Annotated in this window: 26 protein-coding genes and 2 tRNA genes; 18 read left to right on the forward strand and 10 right to left on the reverse strand. The window is 67.4% G+C overall.

What is annotated here, in order from left to right; genetic code table 11:
• The first annotated feature begins 15 nt into the window (after positions 1–15).
• The 7 genes from ACIO3S_RS04315 to ACIO3S_RS04345 all read left to right on the forward strand — a co-directional run bounded on the left by ACIO3S_RS04315 (position 16) and on the right by ACIO3S_RS04345 (position 8,175).
• Complete coding sequence (locus tag ACIO3S_RS04315) at positions 16–645, forward strand: TetR/AcrR family transcriptional regulator (RefSeq protein WP_400459870.1); 630 nt, start codon at positions 16–18, stop codon at positions 643–645.
• Complete coding sequence (locus ACIO3S_RS04320) at positions 646–2,394, forward strand: ABC transporter ATP-binding protein (protein WP_400459873.1); 1,749 nt, start codon at positions 646–648, stop codon at positions 2,392–2,394.
• On the forward strand, positions 2,391–4,379 hold the full coding sequence (locus ACIO3S_RS04325; protein ID WP_400459876.1) for an ABC transporter ATP-binding protein: 1,989 nt from the start codon (positions 2,391–2,393) through the stop codon (positions 4,377–4,379). Before ACIO3S_RS04320 ends, ACIO3S_RS04325 begins: the two co-directional genes overlap by 4 nt.
• Positions 4,380–4,731: 352 nt before the next feature.
• Positions 4,732–6,357, forward strand: coding sequence for an MDR family MFS transporter (locus ACIO3S_RS04330; protein WP_400459879.1), 1,626 nt, complete (start codon positions 4,732–4,734; stop codon positions 6,355–6,357).
• Positions 6,358–6,362: 5 nt separating this feature from the next.
• On the forward strand, positions 6,363–6,854 hold the full coding sequence (locus ACIO3S_RS04335) for a MarR family winged helix-turn-helix transcriptional regulator (protein WP_400459882.1): 492 nt from the start codon (positions 6,363–6,365) through the stop codon (positions 6,852–6,854).
• 101 nt (positions 6,855–6,955) lie between these two features.
• The gene (locus ACIO3S_RS04340; RefSeq protein WP_160025543.1) at positions 6,956–7,642 is read left to right on the forward strand and encodes a metal-dependent transcriptional regulator; all 687 of its coding nucleotides are present in this window, start codon (positions 6,956–6,958) and stop codon (positions 7,640–7,642) included.
• A gap of 263 nt (positions 7,643–7,905) precedes the next feature.
• Positions 7,906–8,175 carry a hypothetical protein gene (locus ACIO3S_RS04345; RefSeq protein ID WP_160025542.1) on the forward strand — a complete coding sequence of 90 codons (270 nt, stop codon included), beginning with the start codon at positions 7,906–7,908 and terminating at the stop codon, positions 8,173–8,175.
• Here ACIO3S_RS04345 and ACIO3S_RS04350 read toward each other — a convergent pair.
• From ACIO3S_RS04350 to ACIO3S_RS04360, 3 genes are read right to left on the reverse strand one after another with little or no spacing between them, the layout of a single operon-like run.
• Complete coding sequence (locus ACIO3S_RS04350) at positions 8,161–9,054, reverse strand: Sir2 family NAD-dependent protein deacetylase (protein WP_400459887.1); 894 nt, start codon at positions 9,052–9,054, stop codon at positions 8,161–8,163. The genes ACIO3S_RS04345 and ACIO3S_RS04350 overlap by 15 nt on opposite strands.
• Positions 9,051–9,320 (reverse strand): DUF2277 domain-containing protein, encoded by a 270-nt coding sequence (locus ACIO3S_RS04355; protein WP_160025540.1) that lies wholly within the window; start codon positions 9,318–9,320, stop codon positions 9,051–9,053. Before ACIO3S_RS04355 ends, ACIO3S_RS04350 begins: the two co-directional genes overlap by 4 nt.
• A gap of 31 nt (positions 9,321–9,351) precedes the next feature.
• Positions 9,352–10,113, reverse strand: coding sequence for a response regulator transcription factor (locus ACIO3S_RS04360; RefSeq protein WP_160025538.1), 762 nt, complete (start codon positions 10,111–10,113; stop codon positions 9,352–9,354).
• Positions 10,114–10,289: 176 nt separating this feature from the next.
• Between ACIO3S_RS04360 and ACIO3S_RS04365 the strand changes: the two genes are divergently transcribed.
• Positions 10,290–11,495, forward strand: coding sequence for a saccharopine dehydrogenase family protein (locus ACIO3S_RS04365; RefSeq protein ID WP_400459891.1), 1,206 nt, complete (start codon positions 10,290–10,292; stop codon positions 11,493–11,495).
• 15 nt (positions 11,496–11,510) lie between these two features.
• Here the strand turns inward: ACIO3S_RS04365 and ACIO3S_RS04370 are convergent.
• Positions 11,511–11,586, reverse strand: a tRNA-Arg gene (locus ACIO3S_RS04370).
• A 203-nt stretch (positions 11,587–11,789) separates the two neighbouring features.
• Between ACIO3S_RS04370 and ACIO3S_RS04375 the strand changes: the two genes are divergently transcribed.
• Positions 11,790–13,865 (forward strand): LCP family protein, encoded by a 2,076-nt coding sequence (locus ACIO3S_RS04375; RefSeq protein ID WP_400459894.1) that lies wholly within the window; start codon positions 11,790–11,792, stop codon positions 13,863–13,865.
• Positions 13,865–14,068 (forward strand): hypothetical protein, encoded by a 204-nt coding sequence (locus tag ACIO3S_RS04380; RefSeq protein ID WP_350713315.1) that lies wholly within the window; start codon positions 13,865–13,867, stop codon positions 14,066–14,068. The genes ACIO3S_RS04375 and ACIO3S_RS04380 overlap by 1 nt, the downstream gene beginning before the upstream one ends.
• Before the next feature lie 23 nt (positions 14,069–14,091).
• On the opposite strand, the gene ACIO3S_RS04385 is transcribed toward ACIO3S_RS04380, so the two are convergent.
• The 4 genes from ACIO3S_RS04385 to ACIO3S_RS04400 all read right to left on the reverse strand — a co-directional run bounded on the left by ACIO3S_RS04385 (position 14,092) and on the right by ACIO3S_RS04400 (position 16,218).
• On the reverse strand, positions 14,092–14,442 hold the full coding sequence (locus ACIO3S_RS04385; protein ID WP_400459897.1) for an MscL family protein: 351 nt from the start codon (positions 14,440–14,442) through the stop codon (positions 14,092–14,094).
• 67 nt (positions 14,443–14,509) lie between these two features.
• Positions 14,510–15,169, reverse strand: a complete 660-nt coding sequence (locus tag ACIO3S_RS04390; protein WP_400459900.1) for an SAF domain-containing protein — start codon at positions 15,167–15,169, stop codon at positions 14,510–14,512.
• 102 nt (positions 15,170–15,271) lie between these two features.
• Entirely contained in the window at positions 15,272–15,541 is a 270-nt protein-coding gene (locus ACIO3S_RS04395; RefSeq protein ID WP_160025529.1) for an FmdB family zinc ribbon protein, read from the reverse strand.
• Between the two features lie 59 nt (positions 15,542–15,600).
• Positions 15,601–16,218 carry a 5-formyltetrahydrofolate cyclo-ligase gene (locus ACIO3S_RS04400; RefSeq protein WP_400459905.1) on the reverse strand — a complete coding sequence of 206 codons (618 nt, stop codon included), beginning with the start codon at positions 16,216–16,218 and terminating at the stop codon, positions 15,601–15,603.
• A 23-nt stretch (positions 16,219–16,241) separates the two neighbouring features.
• On the opposite strand from ACIO3S_RS04400, the gene ACIO3S_RS04405 reads away from it, so the two are divergent.
• The 8 genes from ACIO3S_RS04405 to ACIO3S_RS04440 all read left to right on the forward strand — a co-directional run bounded on the left by ACIO3S_RS04405 (position 16,242) and on the right by ACIO3S_RS04440 (position 22,079).
• The gene (locus tag ACIO3S_RS04405; RefSeq protein ID WP_350713311.1) at positions 16,242–17,618 is read left to right on the forward strand and encodes a UTP--glucose-1-phosphate uridylyltransferase; all 1,377 of its coding nucleotides are present in this window, start codon (positions 16,242–16,244) and stop codon (positions 17,616–17,618) included.
• 66 nt (positions 17,619–17,684) lie between these two features.
• Entirely contained in the window at positions 17,685–18,278 is a 594-nt protein-coding gene (locus ACIO3S_RS04410; RefSeq protein WP_400459908.1) for a hypothetical protein, read from the forward strand.
• A gap of 10 nt (positions 18,279–18,288) precedes the next feature.
• Positions 18,289–19,497 carry a gephyrin-like molybdotransferase Glp gene (gene glp / locus ACIO3S_RS04415; RefSeq protein ID WP_400459910.1) on the forward strand — a complete coding sequence of 403 codons (1,209 nt, stop codon included), beginning with the start codon at positions 18,289–18,291 and terminating at the stop codon, positions 19,495–19,497.
• Entirely contained in the window at positions 19,497–19,967 is a 471-nt protein-coding gene (moaC, locus tag ACIO3S_RS04420) for a cyclic pyranopterin monophosphate synthase MoaC (protein WP_400459913.1), read from the forward strand. The genes glp and moaC overlap by 1 nt, the downstream gene beginning before the upstream one ends.
• Positions 19,964–20,443: a molybdenum cofactor biosynthesis protein B gene (locus ACIO3S_RS04425; protein WP_400459916.1), complete on the forward strand. Its 480-nt coding sequence runs from the start codon at positions 19,964–19,966 to the stop codon at positions 20,441–20,443. The genes moaC and ACIO3S_RS04425 overlap by 4 nt, the downstream gene beginning before the upstream one ends.
• On the forward strand, positions 20,440–21,039 hold the full coding sequence (locus tag ACIO3S_RS04430; RefSeq protein WP_160025521.1) for a GNAT family N-acetyltransferase: 600 nt from the start codon (positions 20,440–20,442) through the stop codon (positions 21,037–21,039). Before ACIO3S_RS04425 ends, ACIO3S_RS04430 begins: the two co-directional genes overlap by 4 nt.
• Positions 21,040–21,139: 100 nt before the next feature.
• Positions 21,140–21,949: a hypothetical protein gene (locus ACIO3S_RS04435; protein ID WP_400459920.1), complete on the forward strand. Its 810-nt coding sequence runs from the start codon at positions 21,140–21,142 to the stop codon at positions 21,947–21,949.
• A 54-nt stretch (positions 21,950–22,003) separates the two neighbouring features.
• Positions 22,004–22,079: transfer RNA gene (locus ACIO3S_RS04440), tRNA-Ala, on the forward strand.
• 69 nt (positions 22,080–22,148) lie between these two features.
• On the opposite strand, the gene ACIO3S_RS04445 is transcribed toward ACIO3S_RS04440, so the two are convergent.
• Both ACIO3S_RS04445 and ACIO3S_RS04450 read right to left on the reverse strand, forming a co-directional pair.
• Entirely contained in the window at positions 22,149–22,628 is a 480-nt protein-coding gene (locus ACIO3S_RS04445; RefSeq protein WP_400459923.1) for a tyrosine-type recombinase/integrase, read from the reverse strand.
• A gap of 15 nt (positions 22,629–22,643) precedes the next feature.
• Complete coding sequence (locus tag ACIO3S_RS04450; RefSeq protein WP_400459926.1) at positions 22,644–26,177, reverse strand: hypothetical protein; 3,534 nt, start codon at positions 26,175–26,177, stop codon at positions 22,644–22,646.
• Positions 26,178–26,922 lie beyond the last annotated feature (745 nt).

Consider the following 26,922-nt stretch of genomic DNA (forward strand, 5'->3'; position numbering starts at 1 on the left):
CTTACGCTGGCCCATGTGGACGAACGACGTACGCGGGCCAAGCCGATTCCTGCAGCCGACCGGCGCGCCGCGATCATCGCGGCGACGGAGACGCTGCTGATCGAGCACGGCACGGCGACAACGACCAGGCTCATCGCCGAGGCGGCCGGAGTCGCCGAAGGCACGATCTTCCGGCACTTCCGCGACAAGCGGGAGCTCTACCGAGCGGTCGCCGAGAACGTCTTCGACCCGACCAGGGGTGGTCAGTCGATGGCGGAGGTGGTGGAGGGCAAGGCCGACATCGAGGACAAGCTCCGTGCCGTGATCGACCTGCTCGCCGCGACCTCGCAGCGTGGCCTCCTCGTCATGATGGCCGTGCGCTCGGCCGTGACGGAGGAGCCGGATCCCGAGGGCGTACGTCATCCGCCCGGTCCTCCGAAGTTCCTCATCGAGGCCAACAAGGCCCTCATCGACAACCTGACGAGGCTCGTCTTCGAGCCGCACGTGAACGAGCTGCGGCTGCCGCCGCGCAAGGCCGCGCTGGTGCTGCGCAGCCTCACGATCGGGGCCTGGCTCCCTGGTCTGAACCGAACGAACCAGCCGTTGAGCAGCGAGGACGTCATCGACGTGCTGCTCGGCGGCATCCTGACCAGAGAGACCTCCTGAATGCTTCTCCGACTCCTGCGGGACTACCTGCTCCCGTACAAGAGATTCCTGGTCGTCATCGCGATCCTGCAGCTCTTGTCGACCTCGGCCTTCATGCTGCTGCCCAGCCTGAACGCCGACATCATCGACAAGGGCGTCGCCGAGGGCGACACCCGTTACATCCTCGAGATCGGCGCGATCATGCTCGGCGTGGCGCTGGTGCAGATCCTCGCCTCGATCACCAGCGTCTACTTCGCCGCCCGCAGCTCGATGAGCTTCGGCCGCGACCTGCGTGCGGCGATCTTCGCGAAGGTCGGCTCCTTCAGCGCTCGCGAGGTCGGCCGCTTCGGCGCCCCGTCGCTGATCACCCGGACCACGAACGACGTCCAGCAGGTCCAGATGCTCGCCGTGCTCACCTGCACCCTCGCGGTGATGGTGCCGATGATGATGGTCGGCGGCGTCGTGATGGCCATCCAGGTCGACGCCGGGCTCTCCTGGCTGCTCGCGGTCGTCATCCCCGCGTTGCTCATCTCCATGACCGTGGTCGTGCGCGGCATGGTCCCCAACTTCCGCAAGGTGCAGGAGCGCATCGACGCGGTCAACCGCATCCTGCGCGAGCAGATCACCGGCATCCGGGTGATCCGGGCGTTCGTACGCGAGCGTCAGGAGACCGAGCGCTTCGCCAAGGCCAACGACGAGCTCACCGACGTCGCGCTGCGCGCGGGGCGCTGGATGTCGACGATGTTCCCGCTGATGATGCTGGTCATCAACGTCGCCAGCGTCGCGGTGATCTGGTTCGGCGGCATCCGGGTCGACAACGGGTTGATGCAGGTCGGCCCGCTGACCGCCTTCCTGCAGTACCTGATGCAGATCCTGATGTCGATCATGATGGGCACCTTCATGCTCATGCAGGTCCCGCGTGCGGCCGTCTGCGCCGACCGGATCACCGAGGTCCTCGACACCGAGACCAGCGTGACCCCGCCGGCGGCGGGCGTCACCGAGATCTCCCGGCACGGGCACGTCGACCTGAACGGAGCGGGCTTCACCTACCCCGGCGCGGACCACCCCGTCCTCCACGACCTCACCTTCGAGGCCAGGCCCGGCCAGACCGTCGCGATCATCGGCTCCACCGGCGCCGGCAAGACGACCCTCCTCGGCCTCATCCCGCGGCTCTTCGACGCGACGGCCGGTGTCGTCCGCGTCGGTGGGATCGACGTACGCGACCTCGACCCGGCCACCCTGCGCAGCTCCCTCGGGTTGGTGCCGCAGAAGGCCTTCCTCTTCACCGGCACCGTCCGCTCCAACCTGCTCCACGGCAAGCCGGACGCCACCGACGAGGAGCTCTGGCATGCTCTCGAGGTCGCCCAGGCGCGTGACTTCGTGGAGCGGATGGCCCCCGAGGACGGCACTGGCCTCGACGCCGAGATCGACCAGGGCGGCACCAACGTCTCCGGTGGTCAGCGGCAACGTCTGGCCATCGCCCGGGCGCTGGTGAGGAGGCCCGACATCTATCTCTTCGACGACTCCTTCTCCGCGCTCGACGTCGCCACCGACGCCCGCCTCCGCGCGGCGCTCGCCCCCGAGACCCGCAACGCCACGGTCATCGTGGTCGCCCAGCGGGTCTCCACGATCCGCGACGCCGACAAGATCCTCGTGCTCGAGGACGGCGCCATCGTCGGCGAGGGCACCCACGAGGAGCTCCTCGCCGGCAACGCCACCTACCAGGAGATCGTCTCCTCCCAGCTCAGTGCAGAGGAGGCCGCGGCATGAGCGACCCCAAGACGGGCCAGAACGGCCAGATGAAGAAGACCGAGCGGATCGTACGTCCCCAGGGCGGCCCCGGCCCGATGGGCGCGGGCGGCGCGGTGGGGGACAAGGCGATGAACTTCGTCCCCTCGGCCAAGCGGTTGCTGCGCCGGATGGCGCCCTACAGGATCCACGCCTTCGCCACCATCGCCCTGGCCGCGGTCAGCGTCACCCTGATGTCGCTGGGTCCGTGGCTGCTGGGCAAGGCGACCAACATCATCTTCGGCGGCGTCTTCTCCAGGGAGCTGCCGGCGGGGGTGACGCAGGAGGAGGCCGTCGAGGGTCTGCGTGCCCAGGGCGACGACAAGCTCGCCGACATGCTCTCCGGGATGGAGTACGTCACCCCGGGCCAGGGCGTCGACTTCGACGCGCTGCGCAGCGCGCTGCTGGTGGTGCTCGCCGTCTATCTCGTCGCCTCCCTGCTCTCCTTCGTGCAGGGCTGGATCCTCAACTCGGTCGTCCAGGGCACCGTGAAGGGCCTGCGCGAGGACGTCGAGAAGAAGGTCCACAGCGTCCCGCTGTCCTACTTCGACAAGCAGCCGCGAGGTGAGCTGCTCAGCCGGGTCACCAACGACATCGACAACATCAGCCAGACCCTGCAGCAGACCTTCAGCCAGGTGCTGACCGCTCTGTTCACGCTGGTCACGGTGCTGTTCATGATGTTCTGGATCAGCCCGGTCCTGGCCCTGATCGCGCTGCTTGCGGTGCCGGTCTCGCTGGTGGTGACCAGTGCGGTGATGAAGCGGTCGCAGGGCCAGTTCGTGGCCCAGTGGCGCCACACCGGCAAGCTCAACGGTCACATCGAGGAGACCTTCTCCGGCCACGACCTGGTCAAGGTCTTCGGGCGTCAGGAGGAGGTCGAGAAGACCTTCGCCGAGGAGAACGACAAGCTCTTCGCCGCATCCTTCAAGGCACAGTTCATCAGCGGGATCCTGATGCCGCTGATGATGTTCGTCGGCAACCTGATGTTCGTGGTGGTCTGCGTGGTCGGGTCCCTCCGGGTCGCCAGCGGGGCGCTGAGCCTGGGTGAGCTGCAGGCCTTCATCCAGTACTCGCGCCAGTTCACCCAGCCCATCACCACCCTCGCCTCGATGATGAACCTGCTCCAGTCGGGCGTCGCCTCGGCCGAGCGGGTCTTCGAGCTGCTCGACGCCGAGGAGCAGACGCCCGATGTCGGCGCTCCCGGGAACGGCGCCGGTGCCGGCGAGGTCCGGTTCGAGCACGTGAGCTTCTCCTACGACAAGGACAGGCCGCTCATCGAGGACCTGTCCCTCGTGGCCCGTCCCGGGCAGACCGTCGCGATCGTCGGGCCCACCGGTGCGGGCAAGACCACCCTGGTCAACCTGATCATGAGGTTCTACGAGCTCGACGCCGGCCAGATCACCCTCGACGGCGTCGACATCGCCTCGATTCCCCGTTCCGACCTGCGTGAACGCACCGGGATGGTGCTCCAGGACACCTGGCTCTTCGAAGGCACGATCCGCGACAACATCCGCTACGGCCGGCCGGACGCGACCGAGGAGGAGCTCCTCGAGGCGGCCCGGGCGACGTACGTCGACAGGTTCGTGCACTCGCTGCCGGACGGCTACGACACCCTGATCACCGACGAGGGCGGCAACCTCTCGGCGGGCGAGCGGCAGCTGATCACCATCGCCCGCGCGTTCCTCGCCGAGCCGTCGCTGCTGATCCTCGACGAGGCGACCTCCTCGGTCGACACCCGCACCGAGCTGCTCCTGCAGCACGCCATGGCGGCGTTGCGCTCGGACCGTACGTCGTTCGTGATCGCCCACCGGCTCTCCACGATCCGCGACGCCGACCTGATCCTGGTCATGCGCGACGGCGCGATCGTCGAGCAGGGCAACCACGCCGAGCTGCTCGAGGCGAAGGGTGCGTACGCCGAGCTCTATCAGTCGCAGTTCAGCCACGCCCTCGTCGAGGAGCCCGCCTGAGCTGCAACTCTGAGAAATAACCCTTTGATCCCGCTATGACCCGGCGCCTACCGTTGAGCCACACGGGAAAGGAGGTGATCCGATCAGATGAAGAACGATTGGATGCGTGAGGTGGCTGCTCGCTAGCAGCTTCCCCAACTACGGATGGGGGCTGGCAATTCACCAGCAGCCACCCGACCCGCAGGCGTACCGGACTCATCCACCGGGTCGGCCACCAGGCCCGCCTGCGGGTCGCCCCGTTTTCTGCAGTGTTGGGATCAGCCGGGACCGGCGACAAGTTGCGTTTAGCAACTAATCGGACGTACATTGGTTGTCGATGTTCAACCAATTCTCGTGAAAGCCGAGTCACCACTTGTCAGAGTCCCAGCAGTCGTCGCAGGCCATCGCCGCGCCGCAGATGACCCACCGCCAGATCATGGAGGTCCTCTCCGGCCTTCTGATGGCGCTCTTCGTCGCCATGCTGTCCAGCACGTCGGTCGCCAACGCCCTGCCGCGGATCGTCACCGACCTCGGTGGCACCCAGAGCGGCTACACCTGGATCGTCGTCTCGAGCATGCTGGCGATGACTGCGACCACGCCGATCTGGGGCAAGCTCGCCGACCTCTACAACAAGAAGATGCTGGTCCAGGCCGCGCTCGGCCTGTTCATCGTCGGCTCGGCGATCTGTGGTCTGGCGCCGTCGATGCCGGTGATCATCACCGGCCGGGTCATCGCCGGCCTCGGCATGGGCGGCATCATCGCCTTGATCCAGGTGATCATCGCGATGATCGTCTCCCCGCGTGAGCGCGGCCGCTACTCGGGCTACATCGGCGCGGTCTTCGCCCTGGCCACCGTCATCGGGCCGCTCGTCGGCGGCGTGATCGTCGACTCCCCGCTGGGCTGGCCCGGCGTCTTCTACGTCGGTGTGCCGTTCGCGGTGGTCGCCTTCATCCTGCTCCAGAAGACCCTGCACCTCCCGCACGTACGCCGCGAGGTCAGCATCGACTACCTCGGCGCGTTCCTGCTGGTCGCCGGCGTCTCCACGCTGCTGATCTGGGTCACCCTGGGTGGCGACTCCTTCGCGTGGACCTCGCTGATGTCGTACGCCCTGGTCGCCGGCAGCGTCGTCGTGCTGGCGCTCGCGATCCTGGTCGAGGGCAGGTTCGCCAAGGAGCCGATCATCCCGCTGCGCCTCTTCCGCGACCGCACGATGGTCCTCTCCACCCTCGCCTCGTTCTTCGTCGGTGCCGGGATGTTCGGGGCGACGGTCTACCTCCAGCAGTACTTCCAGACCGCCCGCGGGATGACGCCGACCCACGCCGGCCTGATGTCGATCTGCATGGTGCTCGGACTCTCCGGTGCCGGAATGGTCACCGGACGCCTGATCAGCTCCACCGGACGCTGGAAGCGCTACCTGATCTTCGGCGGCATCATGCTGCCGATCGGGCTCTTCCTGCTCAGCACGATCGACGAGCACACCAACCTGGCCTTGGTCGGCGCCTTCATGGCCATCCTCGGTCTCGGTGTCGGTGCCACCAACCAGAACCTCGTCCTCGCGGTGCAGAACAACCTCGACAACAAGGACATGGGTGCCGGGTCCTCGGTCGTCGCGTTCTTCCGGTCGATGGGTGGCTCGATGGGCATCGCCGCGCTCGGCGCCGTGCTCTCCCACCGGGTCGAGGACGTCATCACCGATGGCATCCCAGGGCTGGTGGCCAGCGGAAAGGTGACCCCTGAGGAGCTCCAGAGCCTGCAGGGCGGCGGGCTCGCCGACCCGGCGAGCATGCCAAGCGCCGTGCAGGCGCTCTACGAGCACGCCTTCGCCGTCGCCACGGCCGATCTCTTCCTGGTGGCCATCCCGTGCGCGGTCATCGCGCTGGTTGCGATCCTGGGTATCAAGGAGGTTCCGCTCAAGACTACGATCGAGGACCTCGCTGACGATGAGATCGCTCCTGAGGTCGCCGCGGAGCTCGAGGCGGGGGGAGCGGGCCGGAGATGACAGGGATGACAGCCATGGAGGACGCCGCTCAGGGCGAGCAGCTCGAGGACGGTCCTCGCGGTGAGTCGCTCAGCCGGCTCGAGTCCGAGGTCGGCGTGCTCGTGTGGCGGGCCAAGCGGGCGATGAAGGCACGCGGCCGGATGCTTCACCCGGATCTGCCGCCCGGCGGCTACATGATGCTGACCTGGATCGCCGAGCGTGGCCCGGTGCGCGCCTCCGCGCTGGTCGACGGGCTCGGGATCGACAAGGGGGCGGTCAGCCGGATGGTGCAGGCCATGATCGACCTGGGCCTGCTCGAACGCCATCCCGACCCCGAGGACGGGCGGGCCAGCCTGGTCTCGGTGACCGCCGAGGCCCGCGAGGGGCTCGAGCGGGTGGCGCGGGAGCGTCGCGTACGGTTCAACGACCGGCTGGCCGACTGGAGTCCCGACGAGATCGACCGGCTCAGCGCTATGCTGTCCAGATACAACGAGGCCCTCGAACGCCAGGGCTCTTAGGGGATCACGCCGCGCTGATCTCTCCTGCAGGCCGACGTCGTTTCGGGACACACCTGCTGGGTTCGGTTTTTCTGACTGATTCAAGGATGTAGGATTAGCCCGTGAGCGATCTCATCGACACCACCGAGATGTACCTCCGCACGATCTACGAGCTGGTCGAAGAGGGAATCGTTCCGCTGCGCGCCCGCATCGCCGAGCGCCTGCACCAGTCCGGCCCCACGGTCTCCCAGACCGTCGCCCGGATGGAGCGCGACGGGCTGCTCACCGTCGAGGGTGACCGCCACCTGCAGCTCACCGACGAGGGCCTTCGCCTGGCCACCCGGGTGATGCGCAAGCACCGCCTCGCCGAGCGGCTGCTGACCGACGTCATCGGCCTCGACTGGGAGCTCGTCCACGAGGAGGCGTGCCGCTGGGAGCACGTCATGTCGGACACCGTCGAGAAGCGACTGCTCGACCTGCTCGGCGACCCGACCGAGTCGCCCTACGGCAACCCGATCCCGGGTCTCGACGAGCTCGGCGGCAAGCCCGCCGACGAGGACTTCATGGCCGGCGTCCAGTCGCTCACGGCCGCGGCGACCTCCGAGCGCGCCACCGTCCTGGTGCGCCGCATCTCGGAGGAGATGCAGAAGGACGAGTCGCTGATGAGCGCCCTGCGCCGGGTCGGTGCGACCCCGGACCAGACCGTCGCGATCAAGGCGACCCCCGACGGGGTCATGCTCGGCTCCGGTGGGGAGACCGCGGAGATCATCCCTGAGGCCGCGGACCATATCTTCGTCAAGGCTCTCTGACCCGCAGATTCATCTCGACAAGCTCGACACATCGCGTCGTTCGTCGGCTCCACGAGTCGTCTTCGATGTGGCAACGCTGTGTCCACTTCGGGCCCACCTTTGCAACCGCGGGTGAAATTCTCTCGACGTCGGCAGATTCTGGCACACGACTCTGGACCGATTACGTCATAGATGCTTATGTTTGACGTGCAAGGCCTGCTGGAGGGAGACGTTCAGCAGTTGTCATGTCGAGACTTGCGGGGGTCTCCGGAGGGGAGAGCTCTATGGAGGTCGTTCATCTGCCCGCTCGCGGTCGCGAGCTGGATGAGACGTTCCGCCCAGTCGCCGTCCACCACACCGACACCGGCCTGACTCGTCACCTCGAGCGCGGCGAGGAGATCGTGCTCACCGACCTCGGCGGTGACTACCACAGCGCCAAGGTGCTGCTGATCGACGAAGGCCCGGTCTACCACTTCTTCATCGGTGCCAGACTCTCCGTCGACGAGGCCGCCGGCCGCATGGCCGACCTGCCGATCCAGTCACGCTCGGCGTGACGCCAAGGTGGTGAGGAACTCGCTGGTTCCGACCTCCAGCTTGTAGGCAGCCTCCCCATCGCCCCTGGTCGCGCCGCGGTTGACGATGACGACCGGGATCCCGGCCTTCGCCGCCCGGCGCACGAACCGATAGCCACTCATCACCGCCAGACTCGAGCCCGCGACGAGCAGCACGCCCTTCCCCTCGTGCCGCTCGTCGCGGGCCTGAGCTCCGGGGCCTGGTTCTGCCAGCGCGTCGACGGCCGCCATGCACCGGGCGACCCGGTCCTTGGGGACGTTCTCGCCGAAGAAGACGACGTCAGGCTTGAGGATGCCACCGCAGATCTCGCAGTCGGGCACGACGAAGTCCTGCGTTTCCTCGAGCGCGACATCACCGTCCGGCCGGGTCTCGACGTCCGCGTGCGCCTCGGCCCAGCCCGCATTGAGCGCCTCCATCCGCTCCTGGAGGTCGCGACGCGGGCTCACGGTGCGGCAGGACAGGCAGATCACATCGGCCACCCGGCCGTGGAGCGTCACGATCCGGCCGCTGCTGGCGAGCTCGGGTGCCGCCTGCTCGTGCAGACCGTCGACGTTCTGGGTGATCAGCAGCTCGGGATCGATCGCGGCCAGGGCACGATGGCCGGCGTTCGGCACCGCGCTGCCCATCCGCCGCCAGCCGAGGTGGCTGCGCGCCCAGTAGCGCTGCCGCTCCTGCGGGCCCGAGATGAACTGCTGGAAGGTCATCGGCTGCCGTGACGGGCTGCCCGGGCTGCGGTAGTCGGGGATGCCCGAGTCGGTCGAGACGCCGGCCCCGGTCAGCACCACGAGGCGGCGGTCCTGCAGGAGGGCCAGGGCTTCTGCGTACGAGTCGGTGCTGCTCGCCTCCGGGGCGAGGGTCACGAGGCGTACCTGCCCTCGGCGCGAGCCTTGCGCTTCGCGGCCTCGACCTCACGGTTCTTCTTGGGGGCGTTGGTGACCAGATCGTCGAGGAGATGCCGGGTGATGTGGGCGATCTCGGCGACGGCGCGGTCGAAGGCCTCCTGGTTGGCGGCCGAAGGCTTGGTCGTGCCGCTCACCTTGCGTACGAACTGCAGGGCGGCAGCGGTGACCTCGTCGTTGGTGGCGGGCGGCTCGAAGTTGTGGAGCGGGCGGATGTTGCGGCACATGCCATCCACGGTACCTGGATCGAGGGGACGGTCAGCGCGATCGGCCAGGGGTGTGGGAGGGGGACTGGCCGCGCGGATGCGGCGGTATCGGCCCGCCGTTGGGCGCGGCGCCCTTGGCCTGCCTCACGTCGTCGGCCGGGGGAGCCGGCCGCGGGACGACGCCGTCCTCGAGCAGCTGGCTCGCCATCAGTGCGGCCTGGGTGCGGTGGCTGACGCCGAGCTTGGCGAGCAGACCGGTGATGTGGTTCTTCACGGTCTTCTCCGCCAGCACCAGACGGTCGGCGATCTGCCGGTTGGAGATGCCCTCGGCGAGCAGGACCAGGATCCGGCGCTGCTGCGGAGTCAGGTCGGCGACCACCTCGTGCATCCGGCGGCGCTCCTCGACGTTGTGGACCACCTTGGCGGCCGCCTCGGGGTCGAAGAGGGTGTGGCCGCTGGCCACCAGGCGTACGCCGGAGACCAGGCTCGTCGCCTCGATCTGCTTGAGCACGTAACCGGCCGCTCCGGCCATGATCGCCTGGCTCATCACCTCGTCGTCGGCGTCGGTGGCCAGGATCATGCAGCGGATGTCGCTCTTCATCGCGAGCGCCTCCCGGCAGAGCGCCACCCCGGAGGCGTCGGGCAGGTGAGCGTCGAGGATGAGTACGTCGGGACGGAGCGTCGCGATCAGAGGCCGTGCCTCGGCGGCGGTGCGGGCCTCACCCACGACCTCGATGTCCGGTTCGGGCAGCAGGACCGTACGCACGCCGACACGCACAACGTCGTGACCGTCGGCCAGCAGAACGCTGATCACCGCGTCGCCCACAGGCTCGTCTCACTCATCTCGTGGTTGGGGATGGTGTCTGGTCGTTCACTCAAATGCTGATTCACCGAAAGAAACCGCTCAAGAGTACCCCTATTGATGCAACATTTGATCACTGAAAGACCCGTGCCGTCTCGGATTTCGTTGCTTCTGGAAAGGTAGCGGTCATGACGTCTCCTCGCGATCTCGACATCGTCCTGTTCGGCGCGACCGGATTCACGGGCGGTCTGGTGGCCAGATATCTCGCGGAGCACGCGCCCGAAGGACTGCGATGGGCCCTCGCCGGCCGCTCCCTGTCGCGGCTCGAGGCCGTTCGCGACGACCTCGACGCTGCTGGCGTCGAGCTCCTCCAGGCCGACGTGCACGACTCCTCGTCGCTGGCCGCGCTGGCGGCTCGTGCTCGCGTCGTGATCACCACCGTCGGGCCCTACCTGGAGTACGGCGAGCCGCTCGTCAAGGCCTGCGCCGAGGCCGGCACCGACTACGTCGACCTGACCGGAGAACCCGAGTTCGTCGACCGGATGTTCGTGAAGCACGACGCCACCGCCCGCGCCAACGGTGCCCGGATCGTGCACGCCTGCGGGTTCGACTCGATCCCGCACGACCTCGGGGCCTTCTTCACGGTGCGCGAGCTCGCCGCCGGCGGCGAGATCACCGGGCCGCTGACGATGAAGGGCGTCGTCCGCTCCAACGCCACCTTCTCCGGCGGCACCTTCCACTCCGCGCTGGGGCAGATGTCGCGACCCCGGGAGATGGCAGCCGCGTCGCGCGAGCGCCGTGCGCTCGAGGAGCGGCCGAAGGGGCGTACGTCTCGACCGGCGCTAGCCTCATTTTCTTGGCGATCCCTCGGCCGTGACAGTGAGCTGGGCTACTGGCTGCTGCCGCTGCCGACCATCGACCCGTTCATCGTCGCCCGCTCCGGGCGGGCGCTGGAGGCCTACGGCCCCGCCTTCACCTACTCGCACTTCGCCGGGACCAAGACACTGAGGTACGCCGTCGTCGGCGTCGTCGGCGTCGGCGCCCTCGCCCTCGCGATGCAGGTGCCGCCGCTGCGGGCCAAGCTGGGCGAGCGGGTCAAGCAGGGCACCGGCCCCTCCGAGGGGCGCCGCGAGAAGTCGTGGTTCACCGTGGACTTCGTCGCCGAGTCCGGAGGTCGGAAGATCCACACCAAGGTCTCCGGAGGCGACCCCGGCTACACCGAGACGGCGAAGATGCTCGCCGAGTCGGCGCTCTGCCTGGCCTTCGACACGCTGCCAGAGACGTCCGGTTCGGTCACCACCGCGGTCGCGATGGGCGACGCGCTCCTGGATCGCCTGCAGGCTGCCGGGATCCGGTTCGAGGTCATCGACGCGTCACAGGTCGCGGTGTCATAGGGAAATATCTGGAACTGGTGCCCCAGGCAAGAGTCGAACTTGCGACCTTTCGCTTAGGAGGCGGCTGCTCTATCCACTGAGCTACTGGGGCATTCGCGAATATCTTGCCATGGTGACAGGTGATACTACGGTTTGGGGTTCGATGCGGTCAGGGGCCAAACTTGGGGCCCTCGCGTAGGTTGAGTCACCGTCGACTCAACCCGAATCCCCCCAAAGACAAGCGACGAGTGACGGTGATCTATGCCTGACGCCTCCATGCCTCCCCGACGTGGGGGTGCGGATTCAGGCTCCGGCGTGTCCGGATTCGAGTGGATGTACGGCGCCGACGAGCCTGAGAGCAACGAGTCTGGGGGGACTCATGCCGGCCGTGGTGCCCGGGTCGCGGACGTACCGATCGACCAGCCGTCGGTGGAGCCCGGCGGTGGCCGGCGGGCCGCGCGGCCGCAGTCTGACTTCGTGTCGCCGCCGCCTCCCGGGCCGGGATCATCGGGCGGTGGCCGTCGGGCTGCGCGTCCCACTCGCCAGGAGCCGGTTCAGCCTGAGCCTCCCGTCGTCGAGCCGCCGCGCGCGGAACCGGTGCGGCGGGAGCCGACCCGGGCTGAGCGCTATCAGGCGTTGGGCCGAGAGACCTCGCGACCGTCACCGGCGCCTGCTCCTCCGGCCCCTCAGGAGTGGAACGCCCCGGACGCGACGGCCGTAGCTCCTCCGCTGCGCGAGACCTCGCGTCCTGCGCGCCGGATACCTCCGCCGCCCGCGCCTGCTCCCTCCGCTGAGGAGACCGCGGTCGCGCCGGCGCCGGAGTGGTATCGCCAGGATCCACACCCGGCCCCTCCCGCGCCCCAGGTTCCCGACCAGCAGCTCGCCCCGCCGGCCGCGCGCGAGTTCGACTGGAACGACCCCGCCGCGACGACTGTCGCGCCCCGCCCCGACGCGGCCGACCGGCCCCGCGGGCGTACCTCTTCGCGTGATGAGCTGCATGAGGCCCGCCACGAGGCCTATCCCGCTCCGGGCCGCCGAGGCGCTGCGTATGCGGCGGATTACGACGACGAGCCCTATGACGACTATCCGCCCCAGGACGGCTACCAGGAGCCGTACGCTCCCTACCCCGACGACGAGCGCGAGGGCCGCGACAAGCCGCGGGTCAGTGTGTGGCAGGTGCTCAGCTCGACCTTGCTCGTGCTCGCACTGATCGTCGGGCTGTTCGTGGTCTACACCTACCGCGACCTACGGTCGAACATCAGCACCGTCAGCCTCGGCGAGAAGGCCGCTGACGTCGGCCCGAAGGAGCCGATCAACATCCTCGTGATGGGGTCGGACAGCCGCGACTGCAAGGGATGCGGCCTGGACGGCGAGAGCGGTGGCGGATCGGACACCACCATCCTGTTGCACCTCTCCGCGAACCGTAAGTTCGCCTACGGCGTCTCGATCCCGCGCGACACGATGGTCAACCGACCCTCGTGCAAGACGGAGGACGGGAAGACCGCCCCGGCTGACTACGTGCAGTGGAACGCTGCATACGCCGCCGGAGGTCCGACGTGCACCGTTGAACAGGTGGAGTCGGTGGCTTCTGAGATGTGCGGTGAGAAGTGCGACATCACCATCAACCATGTCGTCGTCGTGGACTTCGGAAGCTTCAAGGGGATGGTCGATGCCATCGACGGCGTCGACGTGTGCCTGCCCGAGGCCGTGGAGGACAGTTACACAGGCGCGAAGTTCAAGGCCGGCCCCCAGACGCTGAACGGCAAGGAAGCGCTTCAGTACGTTCGCATGCGTCACGTCTTCGGTGACGGAAGCGACCTGTTGCGAGCGAAGCGCCAGCAGGCGTTCATCGGCTCGATGGCGGCGAAGCTGCTCTCCGGTGACACCTTGTCCAGCCCCACGAAGGTGCTCGGCTTCCTGAATGCGGCCACCAAGGGGCTGACGATGGACGAGGGCCTCAAGGACAACCTCGACACGATGGCCAAGATCGGCGCCGGCTTCCAGAGCATCGGCATGGAGAACATCAAGTTCCTCACCATCCCGGTGGCGACGGACCCGCAGAACGAAAACCGAGTTGTCCTCGATGACGAGAAGGCCAAGAACGTCTGGCGGGCCATCGCGAACGACAAGCCGTTGACGAAGAAGATCGCGGCGGGCTCGCTTGATGCCGGGCAGGCCGCGGGCGCCAAGGACAAGAAGAAGTCCGGAGACTCCGGTGAAGGCACCGGAACCGACGGCGAGACCGCTGATTCGGAGCCCTCCGACGATGCACCCTCGGGCGACTCCTCGGGAGACGCGTCGGGCAACGCCAGCAGTGGAGCAACCGAGGAGGAGCTCGCCGAGATCGCCGAACAGGCGAAGGCTGAGCGCGAGCGTGCGGGGCTCTGCTGATGGCTGAGGACACCTCGCCCGAGACGGAACGGCCGGACGAACCGGAGGAGCCGGAGTGGAAGCGCAAGCAGAGGCTGGCGCGGATCTTCGGTGACGTACTCCCCGAGACGACCAGCGACGAGCGGGAGTCGTCTGCGGAGTCCGAGGAGTCGGCGTCGGACCGGTGGCTGAAATCGCAGGTGCCGCCTCACCACGGTGGGTGAGACGGCACCTGGAAGCGGATACGTCAGCGAACGGCGATGCTGTCGCGGATCTGCTTGAGGATGTCGATCTCGGTCTCGCCCGGGTCGGGGTCCGGGAAGTAGCGCTCCTTGGCGGCGGTGTAGGGCTTCACGATCATGAAGTAGACGACCGCGGCCATGATGACGAAGGCGACAACCGCGGTGAACCAGTCGCCGAGGTGGACGCCGCCGGGCTTCCAACCGGAGAAGTCAGGTGTGCCGCCGAGCTTGCCGATCAGGTCCATGATCACCGTGACGGTGGCTGTGACGACCGTGGCGAACGCGCCGCCCATGATGAAGGCGACCGCGAGTTTGATCAGGTCGCCCTGGAGCAGGAACTTCTTGAAACCGTCCATGTCTTGCTTTCTCCTGTTGCTCATTGTGTGAGGTGAAGGAGACCCCGGATATGGCGTGCGTTGGCCGTCAGTACGCAAAGGTGAGGTAGCCACCCACCCCTGCTGATGTGACGTCCTCGACGCTGTTCTCGGCGACTCCGACGATGACCAGACGCCCCGCCGAAGTGTTCGTGACGCCAAACCCCTCGGTCTTTCCCTGTGCCATGGAATCATCGCGGCTCGTCTCCGCGGCTTGAGGGAGGCTGAGGATCAGCGTGTCGGTGGTGACCTGGGCGGTCTCGGCGGTGGCGGGGTCGGTGGCGTAGAGGTCGACGGTGTCGCCGACGTGGAGCAGCCCGGCCATCTCGGCGTCGGGGAGCCGGACCGGGACGGCCACCAGGTCGGGGTGTCCCTGGGTCAGCTCCGGCCCCACCAGACGTACGTCGGTGACGGGTTCGCCGCGCCGCAGGGGCGCGGCCAGGCGCTCACCGAGCGGCGCCTCGGCGAGGTCGGCGGGCACGGTGGCGGGGTCGGTCGAGACGTCGGTGAGGTCGGCTGCGGTGAGGACCGTGCCGACCGGCAGATCTCGGGAGGCGACCGCCATCGTCGAGGTGTCGGGTGGGTCAGGCCGGGTGGCCGACAGGCCGATCGCGACCGCAGAGGCGGTCAGCAGGAACGCCAGCAGGCGTCGGTGGGCGAGGACCCCGCGGCGTACGCGGCGGGACAGGGACGTGATTCGAGTGAACATGCGGGCACGCTAAGTCGCACTCGCGATTCCCGCATCTCGCTATCCACAACCCAGGTCAGGTTGTGGATGACCCTGTGGATAACCCGCTGCCGCGGGTGGGTCTCAGTCCGACGAGCTGGAGGCGGCCGGCGCCGGGGAGGAGGTGCTCGAGGACGACGTCGTCGAGGACGTGGAGGACGTCGACGAGGAGGACCCGGACCGGGAGTCCGTGCGGTAGAAGCCGGAGCCCTTGAAGACGACGCCGGCGGCGCTGAAGACCTTGCGCAGCTTGCCGCCGCACTCGGGGCACTCGGTCAGCGAGGCGTCGCTGAAGCTCTGGAACTGGTCGAAGGCGTGGCCGCACTCGGTGCAGGCGTACTGATAGGTGGGCACGTTTCTCCTAGAACAGAATCTGGCACTCGACGGGCGCGACTGCCAATATTAGCGAACGCCTAGGAGAAGCGCTGCATTCCCTCCGCGCTCGCGGCCGCTCCGACCGCCCGGTCGTGCGCCTCGACCGGCACCGCGACGCCGATCTCCCACGGATAGAGAAGTACGCAGGTAAAGGTTCCGGCCGGCACCCGGGCCAGGACGCGGTCGTAGGATCCGCCGCCACGCCCCATCCGGTGCCCGCTGGAGTCGACGGCCAGGCCGGGGACGAGCACGACGTCGGCAGTGGCGATCGCGGAGACGCCCAACCGCTCCCCGCCAGGCTCCAGCAGCCCCCGAGGCGCCCGGACCAGCTCTCCGTCGTAGGCGGCCCAGTCCAGGTCGTTGTCCGGCAGAAGACAGGGCAGCAGGAGGCGTTTCCCGGCCGCGTCCAGCTCGTCGATAAGAGGTCCGGTGCCCGGTTCGGTGCCGATCGAGACGTAGAGCGCAACCGTTCCGGCGCTGCGTACGTCTGGAATATCAGTGACCACCTGCGACAGGGCACGCGCGAGCGAGCCCAACCGAGGGAGCCCGATGCGCCCCCGGGTAGTCAACAACTGGTCGCGTAAGGCAGTCTTGCGCCCCACGAAGTCAGCGGGGGCTGGACTATCAGAACCCGGAGGGGTGTGTGAACCCGACACAACGACAGCCTAGGCTTTCCTCTATGGGTAGCCCAGGTTTGGCCAAGGCAATGGCGAAGATGCGCGATGCCGGCGTAGACGACGTCGCGGTGCAGACATTCGCACATTACTACCGCCAGCTCGAGCACGGTGAGACCGGGATGATCCCGGAGGAGACCATCGAGCCGGTCGACATCCCGTCGATCAGCGACGCCGTGGTCACCGACGAGGAGGCGCACGCCGCCATCTCGACCACCGCGGTGATCAAGCTCAACGGTGGCCTCGGCACCTCGATGGGCATGGACCGCGCGAAGTCGCTGCTGTGCGTGCGCAAGGGCCTGAGCTTCCTGGACGTGATCGCCCGCCAGATCCTGCACATGCGCGAGAAGTACGACGTACGCCTGCCGCTGCTGCTGATGAACTCCTTCCGCACCTCCGAGGACAGCCTGGCCGCGCTCGAGCGCTACCAGGACCTGCCGGTCGAGGGTCTGCCGCTGGAGTTCCTGCAGAACCGCGAGCCGCGCCTGCTCGTCGACGACCTGACCCCGGTCGAGTGGCCCAAGGACCCCGAGCTCGAGTGGTGCCCGCCGGGCCACGGCGACATCTACACCGCCCTGCTCGACACCGGGCTCCTCGACCTGCTCATCGAGCAGGGCTACGAGCGGGTCTTCGTCTCCAACTCCGACAACCTCGGCGCCGTCCCCGACGAGAAGGTCGCCGGCTGGTTCGCCAAGTCCGGTGCCCCCTTCGCCATCGAGGCCGTACGCCGCACCCCGAGCGACCGCAAGGGCGGCCACTTCGCGCGCCGCAAGTCCGATGGCCGCCTGATCCTCCGTGAGACCGCGCAGACGCTCGACGAGGACAAGGTGGCGCTGCAGGACCTCAACCGCCACAAGTACTGCTCGACCAACAACATCTGGTTCGACCTCAAGGCGCTCAAGAAGGTCCTCTCCGAGCGCGATGGCATCCTCGGCCTGCCGCTGATCCGCAACGAGAAGACCGTCGACCCCGCCGACCCGAAGACCCCCAAGGTCGTCCAGATCGAGACCGCCATGGGCGCCGCGATCGAGGTCTTCGAGGGCTCGCAGCTGATCGAGGTCGGCCGCGACCGGTTCGTCCCGGTCAAGACGACCAACGACCTCCTCGTCCTCCGCTCCGACGTCTACGACATCGGCGACAACTTCGTGCTCGACCAGGTCGCCGACGTGGTGCCGTTCATCGACCTGGACGGCGACTACTACAAGTACGTCGCGAACTTCGACGAGCGCTTCCCCGAGGGCGCTCCCTCGTTGCGCAAGGCGTCCTCGCTCACCGTCAACGGCGACTGGACCTTCGGCAAGGGCGTCCAGGTCATCGGCGCGGTCTCTCTCGACGGCGCCAACGCCGAACGCGTCGCGCCCGCCACCGTCCTCTCCGACTGATCCACGGCTGATAAACAGGGGTCGGGTTGCTCTGCGGGGCGACCCGGCCTGTGTGATCGTTCCGGCATGAGGAGCGTACGACTCGTGGCGTCGATCGTCATGGGGCTGCTCGCTGTGGTGATCGTCGGGGTGGGGGCCGTTGGCCCTGGCGATCCCGATGGCGAGGCCGCAGCCGAGATGGAGTCGTTGCGTTCGGCTCCGGCGTGTGACAGCCAGCCGACAGAGCCTGCCGCGTGCATCTGGGAAGGCGAGTTCGAGTACGTCGGCTCCGACTACCAATGGGAACGTGGCGGCGGCTCGTACTCGATCGACCTCCGCGACGCGAGGCCTGACGACGACGGTAGTCCCGGTCTCATCCGGACCGTCGACTTCGACCGCGAGGGCATCGAAGGAAAGACCGTCGAGGGACTGACCTACGGCGCGCCGGTCACCGCGACCCTCTGGCGCGGTCGGATCATCGAGGTTCGGATCGGCGGGCGAGAGCTACCGACCAGTGACTACCCCGAGGCGGTTCCAGAGGGATTGACCCCGGTCCAAGGCACGTTCACGTTGATCGTCGGAGCTGCCTTCCTCCTGGCCTGTGGTCTGCTGCCGTACGTTCGAGACTTCCGAGCCCGCCGGGCACAGGCGGCCGCGCGGAACGGCGGCGCGGGCGACTAGTGTTTCCGGGGTGACGCCCCATGACTATCGCCAGCGCATTCTCGACGACCTCGAGCCGATGCCGGCCTACCCGCAGCCCCTGATGGACTGCCTCGGGCTGGCGGTGGCGGAGGACATCCATGCCGAGGTCGCCCTGCCGGGCTTCGACAACTCCTCGATGGATGGGTACGCGGTCCGCTACGCCGATGTCGCGACAGCCTCCGCCGAGGCGCCGGTGCGGTTGCCGGTGCTCGGTGAGATCGGTGCCGGGCAGGCCTCGCTGCTGGCGCTGCCGCCGGGCGCGGCGGCGAAGATCATGACGGGCGCTCCGCTGCCGACGGGTGCCGACACGGTCGTGCCGTACGAGTGGACCGACCGCGGCGTCGCCGAGGTCGAGATCCGGCAGAGCCCCGAAGAGGCGCAGCACGTCCGCTACGCGGGCGAGGACGTCGCCAAGGGCGACCTGCTCATCCCTGCGGGCACGGTCCTCGGCCCGCGCCATCTGGGCCTGATCGCCTCCGTCGGCCGCGCGCAGGTCGCGGTGCGTCCGCGGCCCCGGGTCGTGGTGCTCTCGACCGGCACCGAGCTGCGCGAGCCCGGTGAGACCCTGGGCCACGACTCGATCTACGACGGCAACTCCTTCCTGCTGGCCGCCGCTGCGCGCAAGGCAGGCGCGATTGCGTACCGCGTCGGGATCGTGCCCGACGAGCCGCGGGCGTTCATGACCGCGCTCTCCGACCAGCTCGTCCGCGCCGACCTGGTGGTCACCTCCGGCGGCGTCTCGATGGGCGACTACGACGTGGTCAAGGAGGCGCTGACGCCGGAGGGCGTCTGGTTCGGCCCCGTGAGCATGCAGCCGGGCAAGCCGCAGGGGTTCGGCCGGATCGGTGAGGAGCGGGTGCCGGTTCTGTGCCTCCCCGGCAACCCGGTCTCCTCCTTCGTCTCCTTCGAGCTCTTCGTGCTCCCGGCGCTGCGCCGGCTGATGGGCATGACCCCCGAGGCCAGGCCCGTACGCCGCGCCGCCCTGACCCACGCGGTGCGCTCGCCGAAGGGCAAGGAGCAGTACCTCCGCGGTTGGTACGACGGCTCCCGCGCCGGCGTCTCGCCCATCGGCGGCCCGGGGTCCCACCTGATCGGGGACCTCGCCGGCGCCAACTGCCTGATCGTCATCCCGCCGGAGACGACCTCGCTGGACAAGGACGCCGAGGTGGACGTGATCGAGCTGGATGTGGAGTTCTGATGGCTGACAGGTTGACCCACGTCGACGAGACCGGCGCGGCTCGGATGGTCGACGTCTCCGAGAAGGCGGTCACGGCTCGCACGGCGACCGCGTCCGGGCGCGTGCTGGTCGCACCGGAGGTCATCGAGCTGCTCCGCGGCGAGGGCGTACCCAAGGGTGACGCGCTCGCCGTCGCCCGCATCGCGGGGATCATGGGTGCCAAGAAGACCCCCGACCTGATCCCGTTGTGCCACCCGCTTGCGGTCTCGGGCGTCAAGGTCGAGCTGAGCGTCGCCGACGACGCCGTCGAGATCACGGCGACCGTGAAGACCACCGACCGCACCGGTGTCGAGATGGAGGCACTGACCGCGGTTGCCGTCGCTGGCCTCACCGTGGTCGACATGATCAAGGCCGTCGACAAGCGGGCGGTCATCACCGATATCCGCGTCGAGACGAAGACCGGTGGAAAGTCGGGTACGTTCCAGCGATGAGCCTCAAAGCGACGGTCGTCGTCGCCTCCAACCGCGCCTCGGCGGGTGTCTACGAGGACACCACCGGGCCCCTCCTGGTCACCTTTCTGGAAGAGCTCGGTTTCGTGGTCGGCCCTCCCGAGGTCGTACGCGACGGAGACCCGGTCGGCGAGGCGATCGCCCGCGCGTCCGAGGAGGGGGCGCGGGTCGTCCTGACCACCGGCGGGACGGGGCTGACCCCCACCGACCGCACCCCCGAGGTCACCCGCCCGCTGCTCGATCGTGAGATCCCCGGCATCGCCGAGGGCATCCGGGCGGCCGGAGTGGCCAAGGGGATCCCGACGGCGCTACTGTCCCGCGGTCTGGCCGGTCAGATCGGAGCGTGCGTGGTGGTGAACCTTCCCGGGTCCCGGGGTGGCGTGAAGGATGCGATCGAGGTCCTTCGTCCGGTGCTGCTCCACGCCGTGGAGCAGAGTGTCGGAAGCGACCATCAGTGACCGATCCCGGCTGGCCCGCCGTCCTCTCTCACGGCTCGGTGACCCTACGCCCGCTCGACCGCACCGACGCCAAGGCATGGACCGAAGCACGCCGCCGCTCGGCGGCCTGGCTGCACCAGTGGGACGCGACCGTTCCCCCGGGATCGAGCGCGCGGCCCACGACGTTCGCGAGCCTCGTACGTCGACTTCGGCGTCAGGCCAAGCGCGGAGTGACCTACCCGTTCGCGATCGATGTCGACGGTGTTTTCGCTGGTCAGGTCACCGTCAACAACATCGTGCGGGGCTCTGCGCAGTTCGCCTCGATCGGCTACTGGATCGACCAGCGCTTCGCCGGACGCGGCGTGATGCCGCTGGCGGTGGCGCTGGTCATCGACCACTGTTTCACCGCCGCGCGGCTGCACCGGATCGAGATCTGCATCCGCCCGGAGAACTCGAACTCGCTCCGCGTCGTGGAGAAACTGGGCATCAACGAGATCGGATATGCGCCCCGATTTCTGCATATCGACGGTGCCTGGAGAGATCACCGTATCTTCGCGATAACGGTTGAAGAATGTCACCAAGGAATGCTGGCCAGGCTCGGTTTGTCACCTGAATGAGGCATTGACTCGGCGTGTCCTGCTGAAATCACACAAGTCACACGCGACACACCACTGCACGTCCGCCTACGGGCTGGTAATGGCTCCTACGCTTCTTAACGTGGACCCGAGCGCACTCATCTTCGTCGCCCTCGCCGTGGCGTGGGCGGTGTACTTGGTGCCCAAAGCGCTCGAACAGACAGCGACGGCCGAGGACGGGACCAAGAGCCGGGCCAGCGCCGCCATCTCCAAGTCCCGCCGGATCCTCGCACGGCGAGAAGCCACCGGCAAGGACTCGACCGATCTGGTGACCGAGAAGTCGCCGAAGAAGCCTGAGGCGGAGGTCGAGGAGCCTGCTCCTCGGCCCGTACCGATGGCCGTACGGCGCCGAGCGGCACGCGCCGCGGCCAAGCGCCGTTCGATCGTCCTGGGCGTGCTCGTCTTCGGCTTGGCCGTGGTGGGCGCGCTCGCTGGTTTCGGAGTCTTCGGTCCGGTGTGGATCGCGATCCCGGCCGGCCTGGTCGTCGCCTGGCTGGTCACCTGCCGGCTCAGCGTGCGTCACCAGCGCGAGGTCTGGGCACGGATCCCGTTCCCCGAGGACATCCCCGAGCCCGAGCCGGTCGCCCCGCCCCGGGTCACTTTCGACATCGACCAGGACACCGGCGACCTGGTGGCCGTCGTCGAGCACGACGACACCGGCGAGCACCTCCCCGCGGGTGCCTGGAAGCCGGTGGAGACACCGCTGCCGACGTACGTCTCCAAGGAGGCCGCGCCGCGCCGCACCGTCCGCACCATCGACCTCGACGCCACCGGCGTATGGAGCTCGGGCCGCAACGCCGCCGACTCCGAGCTCGTCCGCCAGGCCGAGGAGGCCGAGCGCGCCGCGGCCGAGGCCGCCGAGGCTGCCCGTGGCCGCGCCACGGGCTCCTGAGGCCATACTGATTGGGTAACACCCGCGACGAGGTGCTAACGTTTCTCATCGCTTGGGGCTGTGGCGCAGTTGGTAGCGCGTCTCGTTCGCAATGAGAAGGCCAGGGGTTCGAATCCCCTCAGCTCCACCAAAGAAGAACCCCGCCTGACCTGCGAAAACGCAGAGATCCAGGCGGGGTTCTTGCTTGTTTGTGCTGCCGTTACTCCGCGGATTCCCCCCGGATTCCCCCCGAGCCGTTCAGGCGGGCCAATCCGGCTTCATCTGCGACGGTCCCGAGGTGGTGCAGGTAGATGTTGGTCGTCGCGATCGAGGCGTGCCCCATCCAGGCCTGAACCGTGGTTGCGGGCACGCCCTTCGCCAGCCACAGACAGGCAGCCGTGTGGCGCAGATCGTGAATCGGACACGCCGGCGACCTGCGCCCCGATGCCCGTTCACCGCCCTGGACGAACGCTGGGACGCCGACCTGAAGACCAAGGAGCTGGCTCATACCCTGTGGATCGTCAGGGTCACGCCTCCCCAAGGGCCGGAGAGCGTGCATGTGGCCCGGGGGATCTCGAATGAAAGTGGTCTGTTGGGCGCTATCGATGTCTGCGTGTTGTTCCGGAGGAAGGATAAGGCGGTCGCGCGGTCGGGCATGAGATGACAGATGGGCTGTCCCTCGGCACGAGTGACAGCCCATCTTGCGGTTGAGGAACTACGGCTGCGCTGAGGTGGTGGTCATGGAGAAGATGTGCAGCGCTTGGGCACCTCCGTCGCTACAGCTCTTGGAGGTGAAGCTGGTGCCGATGCGGGGAAGAGTGATGGAGGTGATGGGCATGCTGGCCAGGTCTGCCTGTGCGGGGGCTTTGAGCACATAGAAGGTTGATGGCGTGTTCTCGAGCGTGGTCCCGTTGTAGCGCTGAGGCATGGTGATGGTTTCGACGATGCGGATGGCGGTCTTGTTGGCGATCTCGCCGCTTGGTTCGGCGGCGGCGCTGTCCCAGGAGGGGATCTCGACGCCGAGGATGTGGTCGGAGTCGACGGGCTCGGCTCCGGGGTCTTCGATGGGGTCTTCGTCGTAGTTGACGACGACACTCAGCGCCCTTGCTGTGGATGGAGCGATGGGTCCGCAGGTGGCGGCGGCCAAGAGGTAGACATCTCCAGTGGGCTGACTGCCCGCGCTGTAGGCGATGGTCTGGCCGTTTGAGATGACGTTGTCGTAGGTGCGTCCGGTGGGGCTGGTGCTGGCCCGCTTGGCTGGAATCGGGAAGGCGGTCCCTGAAGGTGTGGTGAACGTGCTGGTCCCCGAGGTCGGGTAGGTGAGGCCAGCGGGCAGCGCGGAGGCGGCCATCGAGGTATCCGGTGCCGCGCTCGTGGGCGCGATCAGGTCGAAGTCGGTGGCACTGCTGGTTCCGATGGCGGTGTTGTCGAACGCGTCCCTCAGGCTCGCGAAGGGCGCGAGGCGAAGAGGAGCGAGGGTGAGGTAGTCGAGGCCGACGGTGTAGCCGTAGTCGTGGAAGCCGTCGGTATAGGTGTAGTCGACGCCGGTGGTGCCGACGATTTCGACGGTGAGGGTGTAGGTGGTGTTGGCGTTCAGGAGTACGCCACGGGCGTCGGGTAGGTAGTCGCCGAGCTTGGCGTAGGTGGTGCCGGTGGCTGTGGCGAAGGTGTTGATGGTCAGAGGATCGCTGCGGTCGGATTCTCTGAAGCTGATCCGTTCGAGGTCACTGTTCTCGTCTGGGTCGTCCAGGGTGAGGCGGACTTGGCCGAAGTGGTTGGCGGTAATCAGTTGGGCACCAAGGGCGTAGTAGCCGTCGACCGGGACGGTGAACTTGTAGGTGCTGGCCTCGGGATCGGCGGTAGTGCCGCGGTTGGCCATGATCCTGGCGAAGCTTCCATCGGAGGCGATGGTGAGGTTGTCGTTTCGGTATCGATCTGCAGGGACGTCCTTGACGTAGTCGGCGGGATCATTCGCCACGTCGGTGTCAGATGCCAGGGCGATGCTGGTGCCGTTAGCCGCGGGAGCGCCGTTAGTGAACTCGATGCGGTTCTTGGTGCGCTCGGTCGGCACCCCTGAGATGGTGGGGGCGATCATGAAGGTGTAGGTCTTGAAGCTGGTGGTGTTGTGGGCGTGGTCGAACGCTGCCACCTTCAGCGTGTGAGTGCCCGCCCCTAGGCTGGCTGGTGGCGTCAGCGTCGCGCTGCCGGAGGATGCGGTGAGGTACCCAGACATTGCGCCGTTGGCCGGCGTGTAGGTGCAGGCCGTGTTGTTCGGGATCGGCGGGGTGCCAGTGTCGAAGGCATACGTGAATGCCGCGGCGTCGCTGGACGTTTTCAGGGCGAAGGTCCCCGTCGTGTTGTCAGCTGCGCCCCAATAGCTGGCGGGGTAATCGTGGCTGACGATGGTCGGGACCGCAGGGTCGGTGGTGTCGACGGTGAAGTGGAACGAGCTGGACCACGCGGATGCTGTGTTGGTCGTTTCTGGGTCGTTGACGTACGAGCGGGCTCGATACGCGTAGGTCCCGTCGCTGATAAGGGTTTGGGAGTTTGAGTTGGCGCTGGCCGGCTGCCAGGACACCGTGGTTCCTGAGGTTCCGGAGATCAGCGTCTCGTTCTTGCGCACAAGGGTCTGGTCGGCGGTACCGGGCCACTTGTAGAGCTCGAAGTCGTAGAGCAGACCCAGGTTCTGGTAGCTCTGTTCATCTGACCTCGCGGTGACGTAGGTGTCCGAAGTGATGTCGGCGTAGCGCGGTTGTCCGTCGCATTGGGTCGATCCCGAGATGCTTAGATTGGTCGGCGTCGTGGGTGGGTAGCCGTACCGAACAGCCAGCGTTGGACTGTTCGAGAACTTCTTCCAAAAGCGGCGGTCGTCGGTGGTTTCCTCGGGCGCCCGGAGGCCGAACTGGATGTTCTGGTCCTCGGTTCCAGCTTCGGACTTGATGTAGTCGATGACGTTCTGATTGTTGAACATCAACATTTTGGGATCTGCGCTGGAGCCGCCTGCGGCGGAGACGCTCTGGAGGTGGGTGCCTAGCGGTCCGGGCCATTCGGTGGACGCGAGGAACCCTTCGGCTCGATGGAGCTGCACGGAATGTGATTCGGGGGTGGCGCCGTAGATCTGGAAGACGCGTACGGCGGCGTCGTAGATGGTGGGGTCGAGCCCGTCCACGAACAAGCCGGGTGCTTGGAAAGAGAAGTAGGACCGAGCAGTTCCTTGGACGCTGGGGTTGCACTCGTCCCAGCCGCAGTATCCCACCCGCATAGGCTCGGTCGAGTCGTCGTAGTAGTTCCAGCCTCGCGAGTGGACCGTGAGGTAGTGGTACTTGTTTCTTTCGAGCCGGGGGTCGAGGTGAAGCGGGTATACGAGGCTGCTGTCCGTGAGGACTTCCGCGGGCGGCGCGAGGGCGACGTCCATCGCGTCGCCAGTCTGGGAGACCGTCAGATCAGCATCGGCGGGGAGGATCTTGCCGTTGGCCGGATCTGTGGCGGTTGGAGTGGGATCAGTGCCGCCATCACCGTTTGATGTCTGGGAGTCCCATAGAACAGGGGCAGCGCCACCGAAAACGACGGTTCCTGGGTTGGCCTCGTGGGTAACGCTGGTGTGCCCTTCGTCGGTCACTGTGAAGGTGAGCGACTCGGTGGCCGCGGTCAGTTCGACCGGATCAGTGATGATCGCTTCTGCGGCGGCCTTGTCCGCGATGACGAGTGTTTGGGCGTAGCCAGAAGGCTGTGCGGTGAGCACGAGATCGACGCCCGGCCGCACGTCTGCGTAGGTCGCGGTAGATCCGTCCAGCTTCGGGGCCGGAAGATCTCCCTCCCAGCTGATCGAAACAGTTCCGGGAGCGCTAGGTGTCGTGCCGGTTTCGTCGGTGACATCAGCATCGAGCGTCACCATCGGCGCTGAGCCGCCGGTGGAGAACTTAACGCCACCGATCGCGGCTGCTGGCGCGATCACACCGTCGCGAAGGACGAGGGTGGTGTCGATGTCGCGCCACTGGCCATCTTGCTTGACACGGACGGGCGAGCGGCTGGCGGTGAGCTCGTAGGTCCCGTCAGGAAACGCCATGGTTCGGGAGGTCTCGGTCGTGAACTCTTCGATCTCGACGGGCTCGCCTGCCGCGGCTGCTTCTTGGGAGGCTGCTCCATTGGTCTTGAGGATCTCAGCGGCCTCGGCCGAGAGCGGCTCGGCGGGCTCCTCGGTGGGCGGTGTCGTGGTCTGCCCGAGGTGTGTCGCGGCCTGGGCGGTCACGGTAGTCGCGGCGGCAGCGGTGACCAGGCTCGTCGGGGCTGCGAACGCTGGTCCGGCAGCGAGGGATATTCCTAGGCTGGCCGCAATCAGCACGGGAAGGATCGCGGCGCCTCGACGCAGGGGACTTCTCCCGGGCGAGCGGTGATCAGCGTGGTGGGGGAATCGAGGCACGGGAGCTCCCGAGTATCAGGCACCGAGTGAACGGAGACAGTGGAAATAAGGCAGCCCTGCCCTCCGACATACGTACGTGTCAGGTGACGTTCTAAGCGACAGCCTGATACCCGTGAATGGTGTCGGTTCGATGCGTGTGGGGGCATAGGGAGCCCGAGAGTCCCAAGTCGATCCAGATGTTGTCAAGCAGGCCCCTCGCCGCGCGGATCGCCAGACTCGAAAGAGTTAAGTTGGATGGTCCGAACGGGCTATATGCATGCGTGCTGGGGTATGGCTAAGTTTCATCGGCCGGTCTCATCCGGGCGATTCCCCCACTAGCAGGAGCGTGCATGTCTCGGGTTTCCCCGATGGGTCTTTTCCTTGCCAGCGCCGAGGTTGTGCAGCGGTCACCGCGCGGATTCGCGGTGGATCGTGTGTGGCGTTCGGCCTTGGTGGTGGCGGCGACGGTCTTGAGTTTGACCGCTGTGCTGATGCCGCCGGCTGAGGCGGCTCCGCCGGAGCGGACGATGGTCTACATCCCCGACGTGAAGCCCGAGAAGCAGGTCCCAAACTCGGTGGTCAAGCTCGAGAAGCG

The sequence above is a fragment of the Nocardioides sp. NPDC087217 genome (assembly GCF_044744805.1).
Taxonomy (GTDB): Bacteria; Actinomycetota; Actinomycetes; order Propionibacteriales; family Nocardioidaceae; genus Nocardioides.

What these genes read in the sequence shown, in the direction of transcription:
- ACIO3S_RS04365 (WP_400459891.1), top strand. Translation starts at nt 10,290, where the DNA reads ATGACGTCTCCTCGCGATCTCGACATCGTCCTGTTCGGCGCGACCGGA.
- ACIO3S_RS04390 (WP_400459900.1), bottom strand. Translation starts at nt 15,169, where the DNA reads ATGTTCACTCGAATCACGTCCCTGTCCCGCCGCGTACGCCGCGGGGTC.
- ACIO3S_RS04335 (WP_400459882.1), top strand. Translation starts at nt 6,363, where the DNA reads ATGACAGCCATGGAGGACGCCGCTCAGGGCGAGCAGCTCGAGGACGGT.
- ACIO3S_RS04410 (WP_400459908.1), top strand. Translation starts at nt 17,685, where the DNA reads ATGAGGAGCGTACGACTCGTGGCGTCGATCGTCATGGGGCTGCTCGCT.
- ACIO3S_RS04320 (WP_400459873.1), top strand. Translation starts at nt 646, where the DNA reads ATGCTTCTCCGACTCCTGCGGGACTACCTGCTCCCGTACAAGAGATTC.
- ACIO3S_RS04325 (WP_400459876.1), top strand. Translation starts at nt 2,391, where the DNA reads ATGAGCGACCCCAAGACGGGCCAGAACGGCCAGATGAAGAAGACCGAG.
- ACIO3S_RS04445 (WP_400459923.1), bottom strand. Translation starts at nt 22,628, where the DNA reads ATGGGCTGTCACTCGTGCCGAGGGACAGCCCATCTGTCATCTCATGCC.
- ACIO3S_RS04345 (WP_160025542.1), top strand. Translation starts at nt 7,906, where the DNA reads ATGGAGGTCGTTCATCTGCCCGCTCGCGGTCGCGAGCTGGATGAGACG.
- ACIO3S_RS04425 (WP_400459916.1), top strand. Translation starts at nt 19,964, where the DNA reads ATGAGCCTCAAAGCGACGGTCGTCGTCGCCTCCAACCGCGCCTCGGCG.
- ACIO3S_RS04405 (WP_350713311.1), top strand. Translation starts at nt 16,242, where the DNA reads ATGGGTAGCCCAGGTTTGGCCAAGGCAATGGCGAAGATGCGCGATGCC.
- ACIO3S_RS04385 (WP_400459897.1), bottom strand. Translation starts at nt 14,442, where the DNA reads ATGGACGGTTTCAAGAAGTTCCTGCTCCAGGGCGACCTGATCAAACTC.
- moaC (WP_400459913.1), top strand. Translation starts at nt 19,497, where the DNA reads ATGGCTGACAGGTTGACCCACGTCGACGAGACCGGCGCGGCTCGGATG.
- ACIO3S_RS04355 (WP_160025540.1), bottom strand. Translation starts at nt 9,320, where the DNA reads ATGTGCCGCAACATCCGCCCGCTCCACAACTTCGAGCCGCCCGCCACC.
- ACIO3S_RS04380 (WP_350713315.1), top strand. Translation starts at nt 13,865, where the DNA reads ATGGCTGAGGACACCTCGCCCGAGACGGAACGGCCGGACGAACCGGAG.